Origin of the sequence: Hydrogenophaga sp. SNF1, from assembly GCF_034421675.1 — a bacterium.
In the GTDB taxonomy this organism is placed as follows: domain Bacteria; phylum Pseudomonadota; class Gammaproteobacteria; order Burkholderiales; family Burkholderiaceae_C; genus Hydrogenophaga; species Hydrogenophaga borbori.
In genome coordinates this window covers 2,001,745-2,016,035 of sequence record NZ_CP139793.1, presented here as the reverse complement: position 1 = coordinate 2,016,035, position 14,291 = coordinate 2,001,745, and the positions used below count along the sequence as shown (strand labels likewise).

11 protein-coding genes are annotated in these 14,291 nt (G+C 72.7%); 3 read left to right on the top strand and 8 right to left on the bottom strand.

Translation table 11 applies throughout. The features are described 5' to 3' along the window. The first annotated feature begins 27 nt into the window (after positions 1-27). Together SOM08_RS09640 and SOM08_RS09635 are read left to right on the top strand one after the other, a co-directional pair. Positions 28-834: an alpha/beta fold hydrolase gene (locus SOM08_RS09640; protein ID WP_322470580.1), complete on the top strand. Its 807-nt coding sequence runs from the start codon at positions 28-30 to the stop codon at positions 832-834. Positions 835-839: 5 nt separating this feature from the next. Then, a complete protein-coding gene (locus SOM08_RS09635) occupies positions 840-1,700 on the top strand; it encodes a serine aminopeptidase domain-containing protein (RefSeq protein ID WP_322470579.1) in 861 nt (286 codons plus the stop codon). Here SOM08_RS09635 and SOM08_RS09630 read toward each other — a convergent pair. Together SOM08_RS09630 and SOM08_RS09625 are read right to left on the bottom strand one after the other, a co-directional pair. After that, entirely contained in the window at positions 1,691-1,957 is a 267-nt protein-coding gene (locus SOM08_RS09630) for a Txe/YoeB family addiction module toxin (RefSeq protein ID WP_181936414.1), read from the bottom strand. The two genes, SOM08_RS09635 and SOM08_RS09630, sit on opposite strands and share 10 nt — an antisense overlap. Next, complete coding sequence (locus SOM08_RS09625) at positions 1,951-2,193, bottom strand: type II toxin-antitoxin system Phd/YefM family antitoxin (RefSeq protein WP_116957754.1); 243 nt, start codon at positions 2,191-2,193, stop codon at positions 1,951-1,953. The genes SOM08_RS09630 and SOM08_RS09625 overlap by 7 nt, the downstream gene beginning before the upstream one ends. A 168-nt stretch (positions 2,194-2,361) precedes the next feature. Here SOM08_RS09625 and SOM08_RS09620 point away from each other — a divergent pair, with 168 nt between their 5' ends. Further along, on the top strand, positions 2,362-2,688 hold the full coding sequence (locus tag SOM08_RS09620) for a hypothetical protein (protein ID WP_147326175.1): 327 nt from the start codon (positions 2,362-2,364) through the stop codon (positions 2,686-2,688). A gap of 14 nt (positions 2,689-2,702) precedes the next feature. Here SOM08_RS09620 and SOM08_RS09615 read toward each other — a convergent pair whose 3' ends face one another. The 6 genes from SOM08_RS09615 to SOM08_RS09590 all read right to left on the bottom strand — a co-directional run bounded on the left by SOM08_RS09615 (position 2,703) and on the right by SOM08_RS09590 (position 14,290). Next, positions 2,703-3,533 (bottom strand): DMT family transporter, encoded by an 831-nt coding sequence (locus SOM08_RS09615; protein ID WP_416187005.1) that lies wholly within the window; start codon positions 3,531-3,533, stop codon positions 2,703-2,705. Between the two features lie 58 nt (positions 3,534-3,591). After that, on the bottom strand, positions 3,592-4,593 hold the full coding sequence (locus SOM08_RS09610) for an NADPH:quinone reductase (RefSeq protein WP_116957751.1): 1,002 nt from the start codon (positions 4,591-4,593) through the stop codon (positions 3,592-3,594). Positions 4,594-4,735: 142 nt separating this feature from the next. Beyond that, on the bottom strand, positions 4,736-5,641 hold the full coding sequence (locus SOM08_RS09605; RefSeq protein WP_322470577.1) for an alpha/beta fold hydrolase: 906 nt from the start codon (positions 5,639-5,641) through the stop codon (positions 4,736-4,738). Further along, complete coding sequence (locus tag SOM08_RS09600) at positions 5,638-6,405, bottom strand: serine aminopeptidase domain-containing protein (protein WP_116957749.1); 768 nt, start codon at positions 6,403-6,405, stop codon at positions 5,638-5,640. Before SOM08_RS09600 ends, SOM08_RS09605 begins: the two co-directional genes overlap by 4 nt. Next, positions 6,402-9,740, bottom strand: coding sequence for an amino acid adenylation domain-containing protein (locus SOM08_RS09595; RefSeq protein ID WP_322470576.1), 3,339 nt, complete (start codon positions 9,738-9,740; stop codon positions 6,402-6,404). The genes SOM08_RS09600 and SOM08_RS09595 overlap by 4 nt, the downstream gene beginning before the upstream one ends. Further along, positions 9,737-14,290 carry a type I polyketide synthase gene (locus SOM08_RS09590; RefSeq protein ID WP_322470575.1) on the bottom strand — a complete coding sequence of 1,518 codons (4,554 nt, stop codon included), beginning with the start codon at positions 14,288-14,290 and terminating at the stop codon, positions 9,737-9,739. The genes SOM08_RS09595 and SOM08_RS09590 overlap by 4 nt, the downstream gene beginning before the upstream one ends. Between the last annotated feature and the right edge of the window lies 1 nt (position 14,291).

Here is a 14,291-nt window from a genome sequence, read left to right as displayed (position 1 = left end):
CGGCCAAGCCTGTTACCGTCGCCTCCCATGACGATCTCGATCCGGCACTTCGGCCACTGGGACCGGCCGATGGTGGGCATTCACATGGCGGCCGACGGCGGCGCCAGGCCGCGCGCGCGCTTCCTGCTCTGCCGCCCCCTGGGCCAGGAAGCCGTGCGCAGCTCGGCTGTCTTCCGCGTGGCCGGCGAACGGCTCTCGCGCGAGGGCGTGGAGTCCCTGCGCTTCGACTACCACGGCACCGGCGACTCGCCCGGCGACGAGGGCGCGCAGTCGCTGGACGACTGGGTGCGCGACACCCTGGCCGCGCACGAGCTCATCGTCGGCGACGGCGGCCCGCCCGTGCACTGGTTCGGCATGGGCCTGGGTGCGGTCATCGCCCTGCGCGCCGCGCTGCTGGCCAAGCACCCGCCGCGCCACCTGGTGCTGTGGGAGCCGGTGTTCAACGGCCCGGGCTACCTGCAGGCCCTGGTCGCCGGCCACAAGGCCGAGCTGGCCATGATGTTCGCCCAGCCCTGGGAGCAGATCGCGGCCAGCGGCAAAGTGGCCGAACCCGCGCTGCCCGGCGACGTGCTGGGCTTTGACTTCGGCGAGCGCCTGGTCGCCGACCTGCGCGCCCTGCCCGACCTGAACGTGCTGCCGGCGCTGCGCCGCGGCCTGCGCATCACCTGCGCCGTGCGCGGCGACCAGCCCCACCCGCTGGCCGCCCACGCCGGCCTGGCGGCCCTGAAGCTGCACACCGTGGAACACCCCACCGACTGGATGTCCAGTCAGGCCATGGGCACCGCCATCGCCCCCCCCGACATCCCGCGCGTGCTGCTCGCCACCCTCGATTGACCCGCATGCAGGAGCAGACCCGTACCGTCGGCGCCGAAGGCCACCTCGTCGCCACCTTCACCCCCGCCCAGGGCGCGCCGGGCGCGACACCGCCCGTGGTGGCCGTGCTCAGCAACTCCGGCGTCATCCCGCGCGGCGGGCCGCACCGCATCAACGTGCTGCTGGCGCGCGAGTTCGCCGCCATGGGCATCCCCTCGGTGCGCTTCGACATGAGCGGCCTGGGCGACAGCCAGCGCAGCGACAGCACCCGCTCCGTCACCGAGCAATGGGTGGCCGACACGCGCGAGGTGATGGACGCCGCCCAGGCCCAGTTCGGCTGCGCGCGCTTCGTGATGGTGGGTCTGTGCTCGGGCGCCATCATCGGCCACTTGGTGGCCCTGGAAGACCCGCGCATGCGCGCCGTTCTGCTGTGGGACATGTACGCCTACCCCACGCTGCAGTCGCGCCTGCGCAAGCTCGCCTTCAAGATCGGCCGCGCCGGGCTCATCGGCTCGGCGCAGAAGGCCGGCGTGATGCTGCTGCGGCAACTGCGCCTGATGCCGCCCGACGACACGCCGGCCAAGCCCAAGGGCGAGATGTCGGTGTCGCCGCCCAAGGACGAATTCATGGGCCGCGTGGACCGGCTCACGAACCAGGGCGTGGAACTGCTGTTCGCCTACTGCGGCGGCCAACCCGAATGGTTCAACCACCGGGGACAGTTCGCCGCCATGTTCGCGGGCCAGCCCTGGCTGCCCAAGGTCTCGTTCGAGCTGCTGGAGACGACGGACCACCTGATCACGAGCGGGCCGGCGAAGCGGGCGTTCATCGACATGACGACGGGATGGGTGCGGGAGCGGGTGGTGCCGGCGGCTGACCGTCACTCGTAGTGCGTCCACAGGCGAAGGACGCGGACGACCCGCTCCTTGGCGAAAACTTCGTAGACCAGCCGATTGTGGATGTTGATCCGCCGCGAGTACGCGCCGGCGAGATCGCCCACCAGCTTCTCAAAGGCCGGCGGATTCTGAAAAGGATCCTTCTCGAGGATCGCCAACAGCTCGTCGACTTTTGGCTTGAGCCCTGCTGCCTTGACCTTCCTCGCGTCCTTGAGCGCCTGCTTCGCGTAGGCCAGCTCCCACTTCACCATTTCAGCTCGCGCGCGCTCTTGGACAAGGGCTCGGCCATGCCTTCGCGGATGGACTCACGCATGCCCGGCACGGACAGCAGGTGCATCGTTTCCTGAATGGCGGCCCAGTCTTCGGCCGACACCAGCACGGCAGACGCGTTCTTGCCGGCAATCATGACGGGCTGATGGGATTCAGTCGTCTGGTCGATCAGGCGATAGAGATTGGCGCGCGCGGCGGATGCGGTCAAGACGTTCATGGGGCACTCCGGAAAGGGTCAAAGCGTACGCTTTTTCGCACGCCTCGTCAATCGCGCTGCTTTTTTTGCAAATCATCAGCCTGTCCCCGCCACGCCCCCCCGCCCAGGGCTGCTGCGGTGCAATCGCTCCTTTTTTTCCAGCCTCCGCCAAGGGGCGAAAGGAAGAACATGAAGCAGCAGCATGGGTCGAGAAGTTGTGTGGTCATCGCCTTGTTGGCCGGCGCGTTGGGGACGGGTCGCGCCGAACCGCCTCACCATCCCGCGCCGGTGTTCGCCGCCGAGCCGGTCCGGGCGTTTCTGTCGAACCCCGATTTCTGCGCCTACATGCTCTCGCCACCGGACGGCGAGTCGGCCAGCTTCCTGGTTCGCTTCGACGACGCCGCCCAGGCCGCCGTCCGCGGTTTGCGCGCTGCCGACGCCGCCCTCACCGAAACCGGTGCCCTGTTTCGGCTGCGCGCCGGCTGCGACGCCCGCCAGGCAGCAGCGAGCGACTGAGGTGGGGGCAGGCCTCACGCGCCGCTGTCCTTGCTGACGAACCATGTCGCGCCGGCAACGACGAACACGCTCCCCAGCATGGCCAGAGGCCCCATCGAATCACCGAGGATGGCCATGGACAGCAGGATCGTGAAGACGGGGCCGACCGCGCCAATGGCCGAGTGGGCCTGAGGCGACAAGGTTTTCAGCGCGGCGCTGAGAAGAAAGGACGGGAGCACCGTGCCGAGCACGGCCAGGAGACCCGCGTAGACCAGAACGTCGGTGTGCGCGAACCACCCGTCCGTCGGTTGTGCAATGCCACAGGCGGCGATCGTGCAAAGAGCGGCAGCCGACATCGAGATGCACGTGAAGGCGACGGCGCCCACGCCGCGCACGGCGGTGCTCGCCAGCTGTTGGAACAAGGCATAGGTCCAGGCGGAGCCAAAAACCAGGACGACACCGATGGCGCCCACCGTGGCGGTGGTGCCTGCCAAACCTTCAAACAGAACCAAAGCCAGGCCCGCATAGCTGACGAAAAGGCCGGCCAACGCACGGCGCTGCAGTCGATGGCCGAACCAACCGGCTCCCATCACCGCCACAAAAAAGGGGTACGTGAACAGGATCAAGCGCTCGACAGGCGCCGAGACGTACTCGAGACCTTTCATGTCGAGGTAGCTCGATACCGCATAGCCCAGCACGCCTATTCCCGCACTTGTCACCAGGGCCGACCGAGAAACCGGCCTGACCGACCCGCGGAGACGGGCCACGAGCCAGACCGACAGGTAGATGGGCAGCGCGATCAGCATTCGCAAGGCCAGCAGCGCCTCCGCGTTGCCGCCGGCGGCATAAGCGAGCTTGATCAGCACGCTCTTGCTCGAGAAGAGAAGCGCCGCAGCGAGGGCAAGAAGACCAGCGTGCACGGCGTCAACCGGCAGCGCCCGGCAGGGCGATGTCGAGAATGACCTTGCCGGCGGCGCCGGCCTCGACACGCTCGTGCGCGCCGGCGATGTCCTGAAGGCGGTAGGCAACAGGCAAACGAACGGACAGACGACGCGCCGCCAGCATCTGGTTGATGTGTTGAATGGCCTGGTCGCGGCAATGACGGGGCTGCTCCGCGCCAGAGACGAAATGCAGCGTGACGCCGTGTTTCTGAAGCGGCAGAACGTCGACGGCGGGCCGCATGCCGGACGCCGAACCGAAGACCACCACCGACCCGTGTCTTGCGAGCAAACCCAAGTAGAGCCCAACGTTTGCCGCGAAGTCGACGTCCACGATGTGGTCCACGCCGCGAGACCCGGCGAAGCACGTCACGGCTTGCACGAACCCGGGGTCGCTGGCAATGAAGCAGCCATCGGCGCCGACGTCGCTCAGGGACGCCTTGCCCGATGGCGTGCGGACGACGCCCGCAACCATGGCGCCGCGTGACTTGGCGAACTGGACGCAGAGGCGCCCGACGGCGCCGCTTGCCCCGAAGACCAGGACCGATCGGTTCCGCAAATCGTTCAACACGGAGATGCATCGGTGCGCGGTCATGCCGGGAACGCCCAAGGCGGCACCCACTTCGAACGACGCCGACGGCGGGAGCGGGACCGCGTGTGCGCTGGGAAGCGCGATGAATTCGGCGGCGGTGCCGAACGCCCGACACCATTGCGCGTTCCACAACCATACGCGCTCACCCTCGCGGGCCGGTGACACGCCAGCGCCGACCGCATCAATCACGCCCGCGCCATCGCTGTGCGGAATAACGATCGGAAACACCATGGGCCTCGCGATGGCACCGGCACGCCGCTTGACGTCGGCCGGGTTGATGCCGGACGCAAACACCTTGACGCGCACTTCACCCCTTGCGGGCGTGGGCAGATTCAGTTCGTCCACCCGAAGCACGTCGCGGGCGTCGCCTTGCCGTGTATAGAAAGCCGAGAGCATCACGGGCGCGCATCATGCCGCGGCTGCCTCGCAGGCCCGCGAAAAGCGCCTTATGAAGTGATCACGTCTTGCGCCGCCCGCCGGTCATTACCCGACCATCCCGGCCGCGCCCGAAGGCCTGTGCGGGACCTGACGTCCTCCCTCACCGAAACCCCGCCGCCCCCATCCACCTTCTCACCAAGCCCACCAACCTTTGCTGGCTCGCCAGTGTCGTGAACGTGTGGTCGCAGCGCTCGAAGTACTCGATCAGCAGGCGGCCGTTGAAGTCCAGCGCGGGGAACGCGTCCTGCAGTTGCCGGCGGTAGTTGTGCTGGCGCTCGCGGTCGGAGGTGAGCACGGTGAGGAACAAGGCGCCGTTGCCCAGCGCGCGGCCATAGGCGTTCTCAAGGAAGGCCCGCACCTCGGGGTGCTCCAGGGTCACGGCCGGGCGGGCCGCCGCCATGTCGCCGCCCGCCGCGTCGCCCTCGCCCACCGGCGCCCCATGCGCGCGGCGCTTGAGCAGCTGCCACACCGGGTGCCGCCCCAGGGCCACGTTCTTCCAGGTGCGCAGGCTCAGCAGGCGGCCCGAGTAGTGCTTGAGGTAGTAGCCCTTGGTGCGCGGGATTGATGGGTCCAGCAGCACCACACCGACCACGCGCGGGTCGCTGGCCGCGTAGATGACCGAGTGGTCCGCGCCGGAGCACAGGCCCATCAGCACCACGCGCTTCACCTGCCGCGTGGCCTGCAGGGTGTCGATGGTGTCGCGGATGTCGGCCAGGGCCGCGTCCAGCGGGGCCGATCCGTCCTCTCGGCCCTGGCTGTCGCCCAGGCCCGAAAGGTCCACGCGCAGCACGGGGAAGCCATCGGCCGAGAGCGCACGGGCCAGGGACACGTGCAGGCGGTTGGGGCCCACGCGGTGGATGATGCCGGCGTTGAGGATGATGACGAAGGGCGGGTCTTCGCGCGGCGCCTGGCCATTCGCTGGCGGCAGCGGCGGCGTGATGACACCGACCAGGCCATTGGCCGGGCCGAGCAGGAGCGTTTGTTCGGCGGCGTGGGGGGTCGTCATGACACCGTCCACTCCACCACGCGGCGCAGCAGCTTCACCGGCACGGCCCCCGCGCCCGAGTGCCGGTCCTCCAGCCAGGCGGGCTGCACCTCGATGCGCTCCAGCGCCGAGCCGTCGCCCGGCGGCAGCGCCGCGCCCAGCGCGCCCCAGGCCTCGCGGTGTTCGCTCACCACGGCCAGGCTGCGCGCGGGCCAGGTGGGCATGGGGTTCAACAAGTCGATGGCCTCGATGTCCTGCACCAGCGCCTCGCTCAGCGCAAAGCCCAGCAGCTCCGAGGGTCCCGCGCTCAGGCCGCGCGTGCGCAGGGTCTGTTCGTGCAGCGCGCGCAGTTCGGCCAGGTGCTCGCGCCCGCTGAGCACCGGGTCCCACAGCACCAGGCCGTCCACGTCGCGGCGGCGCTTGGTGGCCGCGCGCGCCGCGAGCGTGGCGCCCAGGCGCAGGCCCACCAGGGTCACACGCTGCAGGCCCGCCGTGTCCTTCAGTTCGTCGATGGCGGTCATCACGTCGCCCGTCCAGCCGTCGATGCGCGCATCGCCCATGTCGCCGGCCGAGTCGCCGGTGCCGTGGCAGTCGAAGCGCAGCACGTGCACGCCGGCCTCGCTGAGCCATTTGCCCAGCTGGGCCATGCTGCGGTGCGCGCGCAGGTACTCGGGGCCCCAGGGCGCGCACAGCACGGCGCCGCGCGCGCGGCCGCCGCCAGCGCGCGCGGGGGTGTAGAGGCCGAACAGGCGGCGCGATCGCTCGCCGAAGTACAGGGGCGTCATGCCTTGACCACCCCCTTTCCTGCCGCGGCCGAGGCCACCACCTGGCGCAGGTTCTGGAAGAACAGCGTGCGCGCGTCCATGCGCCAGCCCAGTTTCTGTTCCACCGCCAGCACCACGCGCAGCGAGAGCAGCGAGTGCCCGCCGAGCTCGAAGAAGTTGTCCTCGGCGCCCACGCGCTCCACGCGCAGGATGTCGCGCCAGATCTCGGCCATGGTCTGTTCGGGGCCGCCCTCGGGCGCCACGTAGTGGCGCGCGGCCTGCACCGCGTTCTTGAACGGGTCGGGCAGCGCGGCGCGGTCGGCCTTGCCGTTGGGCGTGAGCGGGATCGCGTCCACCGCCGCCACCACCGAGGGAATCATGTAGTCGGGCAGGTCGCGGCGCAGGTGGCGGCGCACGTCGCTGGCGGTGAGGTCGGCGCCCGGCTCGAAGACGATGTAGGCCACCAGGCGCAGGTCGCCGGGCGCGGCCTCGCGGCCCATCACCACGGTCTGGCGCACGGCCTCGTGCGTGGCCAGGCGGGCCTCGATCTCGCCCAGTTCGATGCGAAAGCCGCGGATCTTCACCTGGTGGTCGAGCCGGCCCAGGTGGTGCAGCCGGCCCTCGGCGTCCCAGCGCGCGAGGTCGCCGGTGCGGTAGAAGCGCGCGCCGGCCTGGGCCGCGAAGGGGTCGGCCACGAAGCGCTCGGCCGTGAGCTCGGGCCGCCCGTGGTAGCCCAGGGCCACGCCCGCGCCGCCGATCCACAGCTCGCCGGGCACGCCCACGGGCAGGGGCTGCTGGTGCGCATCGAGCACGTAGACCTGGGTGTTGGCGATGGGCCGGCCGATGCCCACCGCCGCGGGCGACGGTGCCACGCGTTCGGCGGTGGACCAGATGGTGGTCTCGGTGGGGCCGTAGAGGTTCCACAGCTCACCCACGCGGCTGAGCAGCGCGTCGGCCAGCTCGCGCGGCAGCCCTTCGCCGCCGCAGAAGGCGCGCAGCGCGGGCGACCCGGTCCAGCCCGATTCGATGAGCAGACGCCAGCTGGCGGGCGTGGCCTGCAGCACCGTGGCGCCGCTGGCCTGCAAGGCCTCGATCAGCGAGGGTCCGTCGCTCGCGGTGTCGCGCGAGAGCAGTTCCACGCGCGCGCCCACCAGGAGCGGCAGGTAGAGCTCCAGGCCCGCGATGTCGAAGGAGATGGTGGTGATGGCCGCCAGCACGTCCTCGGCCGCGAGGCCGGGCGCCTGTCGCATGGCGCCGAGGAAGTTGCTCAGCCCGCCGTGCGACACCACCACGCCCTTGGGTCGGCCGGTGGAGCCGGAGGTGTAGATCACGTAGACCGGGTCGCCCGGCGCGGGCGTGCCGTCGAGGTCGCCACCGTCGAGCGCCGCCAGCGCGCCGGCCTCGCGCGCGGGGTCGAACAGCCGCACACCGGACGGCGGGTCCACCGCATCGGCGGCCTCGCCGGTGGTGAGCAGCACGCTCGCGCCGCTGTCGTCCAGCATGTAGGCCAGGCGATCGGCGGGAAAGCCCGGGTCCAGCGGCACGTAGGCGCCGCCGGCTTTCTGCACGGCGAGCAGGGCCACCAGCATGTCCAGCGAGCGCTCGGTGCACACGCCCACGCGCACACCCGCGGCCACGCCCAGGCCGCGCAGGTGGCGCGCCCATTGGTTGGCGCGGCGGTTGAGCTCGCCGTAGCTCAGGAATTCGCCTTCGAAGCCCACGGCGGTGCGTTCGGGCGCGCTCGCCGCCTGGCGTTCGAACTGGCGCGCGAAGGGCGCGGTGTCGAGGGCGCGCGCGGTGTCATTGAAGTCCAGCAGCAGCTGCCGGCGCTCGCCGTCCGTGAGCAGGGGCAGGCGGCTGATCGGTGCCTCGCCCTGCGCCAGCGCGGCGCGCAGCAGCACCTGCAGCTGCGAGGCCAGGCGCTGCATGTGGGCGGCGGAGTACAGGTCGCTGCGGTATTCCAGGCTGCACAGGATGCGGCCCTCGTGCTCGCGCGCGAACCAGGTGATCTCGTTGAGCGCGCCGCCGCTGTGCACCACCACGTCGCCCTGCTCGGGTGCGGCGGCGGCCTGGTGGTAGACCACCGCCAGCTGGAACAGCGGCGAGTGCTGGAAGCTGCGCACCGGGCGCACGCGCTCCACCACGGCCTCGAAGGGGGTGTCGCGGTGCGCGTGCGCGTCCAGCAGCGCGCCGCGCGCGCGCCGCAGCAGCTCGCTGAAACTGGGGTCGTCGGCCGTGCGCAGGCGGATCACCAGCAGGTTCACGAAGGGACCGATGAGGTCCTCGAACTCGGCGCGCTCGCGCACGCCCATGGGGCTGCCGATGAGCGCGTCGCCCTGCCCCGTGTGCGCGCGCAGCAGCGCGGCACTGGCGGCCAGGAAAGCCATGTAGACGGTGGCCTGGCGCTCCTGCACCCAGCGCTTGAGGGCGGCGCTGAAGGCGGCGTCGAACTCGAAATCCACCGTGGCGCCGCGCGCGGGCGCGTCGCTCGCCGGCAGGTCGGGCGGGAACATGGAGGTGGGCGGCGCGCCTTTGAGGGTGTCGTCCCACCAGTCGAGTGCGGCGCGGATGGCCTCGGGGCGCTGGTGCTCGCGCTGCCAGGCGGCGTAGTCGGCGTACTGCAGGCGCGTGGGCCCGCCCTGCGGCTCGGGCGCCGGCGTCTGCAGCTCCCGCGCCAGTTCGCGCAGCAGGATCTGCAGCGACCAGGCGTCCACCGCGATGTGGTGGGCCGCCACGATCAGCCCGTAGCCTTCGGGCGCGAAGTCCAGCAGCTCGAAGCGCAGCGGGGTCTGGCGCGACAGGTCGATGGGCGTGTGCACCGCGCGCTCCCGCGCGGCCTGCACGGCGGCCAGGCGCTCGCTGGCCGGCAGGTGGCGCAGGTCGTGCACGGTCACCGGCGGCACGTCCACCCGGCGCGCGCCGGGCACGCCGTCCTCCTGCACGAAGTGCACGCGCAGGCCCAGGTGGCGCGCGTGCACGCGCTGCACGGCGGCCAGCAGTTGCTCGCGCGGCACCTCGCCGCGCACGGGCCAGGCCAGGGCCAGCAGGTAGGTGGTGCTCTCGGGCTCCAGCTGTTGCAGGATCCACAGGCGCTCCTGGAACAGCGAGAGCGGCAGCAGGCCGTCGTGCGCCACGCGGGCGCGCGGCGCGCCGCCGTCCCTCGGCGCCGGCACCGCGTGCGCCACCGCGCCGCGCTCGGCCAGCAGCGCCATCAGCTCGGCCTTGTGCGCGGCGATGTCGGCCTTCAGCCCGTCGTCGAGCCGGCCGCGGCTGGCGCTCACGCGCAGCCGGCCTTCGGCCACCTCCAGGTCCACACCCAGCCCCTCCAGCCGGTGCAGCAGTTCTCGCGCATTCAAAACTCGATCTCCTCCCGATCGTCGTCGTTGGCTTCGGTCGTGGCCAGGCCCTCCTGCACCCGCTGCGCCAGGGCTTGCAGGGTGGAGGCGTCGAACATGTCGCGCAGCGCCAGCTGCACCCCGAGCGATTCGCGGATGCGCGCGAGCACCCGCGTGGCCAGCAGGGAGTGTCCCCCCAGATGGAAGAAGTCGTCGTGCGCGGCCACGCTGTCCACGCCCAGCAGCTCGACCCAGATGGCGGCCAGGCGGGCCTGCACGTCGCCCGGCGGGGCATCGTCGGCACCCGCGGGCCGCGCGGACGCGGCCTGGCGGGCGGGCGCGGTGTCGCGCGCCGCCGCGTCGGCGCGCGGCGCCTCGATCGGCGGGTTCAGCGCGGCCGAGCGCGCCAGCGACAGGGCCTGTGGCAGGTCGTAGGGCACCACCACCACGCGGCGCAGCTCGCTGGCGAGCACGCGCTCGAAGGCATCCAGGCCGTCGGCCGTGCCGATGGCCTGGGCCAGGTACGCGTCCCAGGCGGCGCGGCGCCAGGCGGGCACCTCCAGCTTCGCGGCCATGCCGACCTCACGCCAGGCGCCCCAGTCGAAGGCCACCACGCGGCGCCAGGCCGGCGGCGCCTCGGCCGATTCGGCAAAGGCGTCGAGCACGGCGTTGGCCGAGGCGTAGTCGGCCACGCCGGGCGCGCCCAGCACGGCGTTGATGGAGCTCATCAGCACCACCAGTTCCAGCGGCTCATCGGCCAGCAGCTCGCGCAGCACGCGCAGGCCACCGAGCTTGGGCGCGAGCACGGCCTCGATGGACTCGGGCGTCTTCAGCGCCGACAGCGCGCCTTCGCCGGCCACGCCGGCCGCGTGGACCACGGCGTCGATGCGTCCCCAGCGCGCGCGCGCGGCCCGCACGGCGGCGGCCATGGCCGTGGCGTCGGCGGCGTCGGCCTGGGCCAGCTCCACCTCGCCGCCCGCGGCCTCGATGGCGCGCAGCGCCGCGATGGTCTGGGCGTGCCGCTCATCGCCGCCGTGCGTGGCCAGCCAGGCGTCCCACCCGGCGCGCGGCGGCAACGCGGTGCGCGCGGTGAGCAGCAGGCGCGCGCGGCGCCGCTCGGCCAGGCGCTGCGCGATGGCCAGGCCCATGCCACCGAGGCCGCCGGTGATCAGCACCACCGCGCCGTCGCGCAACGGCAGGGCGTCGGCGTCCACGGCGGGCAAGGCGGTGCGCTCATGGCGGCGCAGCCAGCGCTGGCCCTGGCGGCGCGCCACCATGTCTTCCTCGTCGCGCGCCAGGGCTTCGTCCAGCAGGCCTTGCGCGGCCGACTCGGCGGACTCGGCGCCCGCGGCCTCCAGGTCGAGCTGGCGCAGGCGCAGGCCCGGCATTTCCAGCGGCAGGGCCAGCACCGGGCCGATGGCGAGCGCGGCCACCGAGCGCGCCACGGCCTCGCCCAACACGCTGTGCGCGCCGGCCGTGGCCACGATCACCCGCACCGGCTCACGGGCCGAGGGCGCCAGCGCGGCGGCCAGCGCCACGGGCGCGTGGTGCAGCCATTGGATGGCCTGCGTGTCGCTGCCCTCGTGCACCGGCAGGCCCCAGAGCGCGAAGGCGCCCGCCACCGGCTGGCCGGCCGCGCGGGCCTGGGCCACGGCGGCCTCGGCCTCGGCGGGCGAGGCGATGCGCACGGCGCGGCCGCCGGCGTCGCCGACCTGGCGCGCCAGCGCCTCGGCCAGCGCGTCGGCCCCACCGGCGATGAGCCAGGTGCCCGACAGCCGGGCCGCGCGGTTGCGCGGCGCGCGCGACCAGGTGGGCGCGTAGAGCCAGTCGGCCACGTCGCGGCTGAAGGCCAGGTCCTGGGCCCCGCCCGCCTTTGCGACCGGCGCGTCGGCAGCCGGCGCGGGCGCCGGCGCGGACGCATCGATCGCGCAGCGCTGGCGCTCGAAGGGATAGGTGGGCAGGGGCACGCGGCGCGCGGGGCGCCCGCCATGCAGGCCGGCCCAGTCCAGCGCCACGCCCGCGAGCCACAGGCGGCCCGCCGCGTCCAGCGCGGCCGGCGCTTCCTGCTTCGCCTCGCGCGCGCCGCCCAGCGAAGCGGCCACGCGCCGCGCGCCCTGCGGGCCCAGCGCCAGGCCGGCCAGCGTGGCCAGCGCGCGGCCCGGGCCCACCTCCAGCAGGTGCAGCGAGGCATCGGCCGAGAGCGTGCGCACACCGGCGTCGAACAAAACGGCGCGGCGCAGGTGCTCGGCGTAGTACGCGGGCGAGGTCGCCTGCTCGGGCGTGATCCACTGGCCCGTGAGGTTGGACACGTAAGGCAGCGTGGGCGCGTGCAGCGCGATCCCGCGCACCAGTGCGGTGAAGGGCTCGAGCACGCCGTCCATCATGGAGGAGTGAAAGGCGTGCGAGGTGTGCAGCGGCTGCGCCTCGGTGCCCATCGCCGCGAGCGCGGCCAGCCCGGCCTCCAGCGCCTCGCGCGGGCCGGCGATGGCGCACAGGCCGGGCGCGTTCACGGCCGCGATCTCCAGCGCCGGCGCGTTCGCCGCCAGCCAGGCGCGCAGCGCGCCTTCGTCCATGTGCACGGCCGCCATGCCACCGGGCGCCATGCCCTGCATCAGGCGGCCGCGCGCGGCCACCAGCGCGAGCGCGTCGGCCAGCGACAGCACGCCCGCCAGGTGCGCGGCCACGTACTCGCCGATGCTGTGGCCCAGCATGGCGGCGGGGCGCACGCCCCAGCTCTGCCACAGCAGGGCCAGCGCGTATTCGGTGACGAACAGCGCGGGCTGGGCGTAGCGCGTCTCGTTGATGGTGGTGTCGCCCGCCGGCGCGAACAGCAGCTCGCGCAGGTCGCGGCCCAGGGGTTCACGCAGCAGCCCGGCGCAGCGGTCCACGGCCTCGCGGTAGACGGGGTACTGCGCGTACAGGCCCGCGCCCATGCCCGCGAACTGGCTGCCCTGGCCGCTGAACAGGAAGGCCACGGGGCGCTCGCCGCCTTCGTGCCGCGCGCCGTGCATGGGCGGGCGCTGCGGCGCGTCGAGCGCGGCGATGAGTTCGGCCACCGAGGACACGGCCACCGCGCGGCGCTGCGCGAAGGCGCGCCGGCCGGTCTGCAGGGTCCAGGCGGTGTCGCGCAGGGCCGCCTCGGGATGGGCCTGCAGGTGCTGCTTCAGGCGCTGGGTGGCGGCGTCCAGCGCGGCCTCGGTGCGCGCGGACAGCACGATGAGCTGCGGGCCTTCGTCGGCCAGCGGGCGCTCCCGCTCGGGCGCCTCTTCCAGCACCACGTGCGCGTTGGTGCCGCCGATGCCGAAGGAGCTGACGCCCGCGCGGCGTGGCGTGGGCCCGGCCGGCCAGGGCGCGGCCTCGGCACTGGCGGTGAAGGGCGAGGCCTCCAGGTTGAGCTGCGGGTTGGGCCGCTGGAAGTTCACCAGCGGCGGCAGCTCGCGGTGCTTGAGCGCCAGCACGGCCTTGATGAGCCCGGCCACGCCGGCCGCCGCGTCCAGGTGGCCCAGGTTGGCCTTGAGCGAACCCAGGCGGCAGAAGCCGCGCTGGTCGGTGTCGCCCTCGAACACCTGGCGCAGCGCGGCGATCTCGATCGGGTCACCCAGCGGCGTGGCCGTGCCGTGCGCCTCGATGTAGCCGATGCTGCGCGGCGCCACGTCGGCCAGGATCTGTGCGGTGGCGATGGCCTCGACCTGGCCGTCCACGCTGGGCGCGGTGTAGCCGGCCTTGCCGGCGCCGTCGTTGTTGATGGCCGCACCGCGGATGACCGCGTGGATGGTGTCGCCGTCGGCCAGCGCGTCGGCCAGGCGCTTGAGCACCACGATGCCCGCGCCCGCGCCGGGGCGCGTGCCCTTGGCCTCGGCGTCGAAGGGGCGGCAGCGGCCGTCGGGCGAGAGGATCATGCCCTCCTGGTAGAGGTAGCCGCCGCGCTGCGGGAAGCTCAGCGAGACGCCGCCGGCCAGGGCCATGTCGCATTCGTGGCGCTCCAGCGCGCGGCAGGCCGCCTGCACCGCCACCAGCGAGGTGGAGCAGGCGGTCTGCAGCGTCATGCTGGGGCCGCGCAGGTCCAGCTTGTAGGACACGCGCGTGCAGAGGAAGTCCTTGTCGTTGCCCAGCATGAGCTGGTAGCCGCCCACCGCCGCCGCCAGCGCGGGCTGGCGCAGGATCTGCGACATCAGGTAGGTGTTCATGCTGGCGCCCGCGTACACGCCCACCGGTGCCTCGATGGCGCCGGGCGCGTAGCCCGCGTGCTCCAGCGCCTCCCACGCGCATTCCAGAAAAATCCGCTGCTGCGGATCGATCACCTGCGCCTCGCGCGGCGACAGGCCGAAGAAGGCGGCGTCGAAGTGCTCCGATTCCTGCAGCACGGTGCCGCGTTTCACGTAGCCCGGCGAGGCGCTCAACGCGGGGTCCACGCCGGCCTCGCGCAGGTCCTGGTCGCTGAAGTCCTCCAGCGATTCCACGCCCTCGCGGATGTTGCGCCAGAAGGCGTCGAGGTCGGCCGCGCCGGGGAAACGCCCCGCCAGGCCGACGATGGCGATGGCGTGCGCGGGGTACTGGTCCTTGAGGTTCATC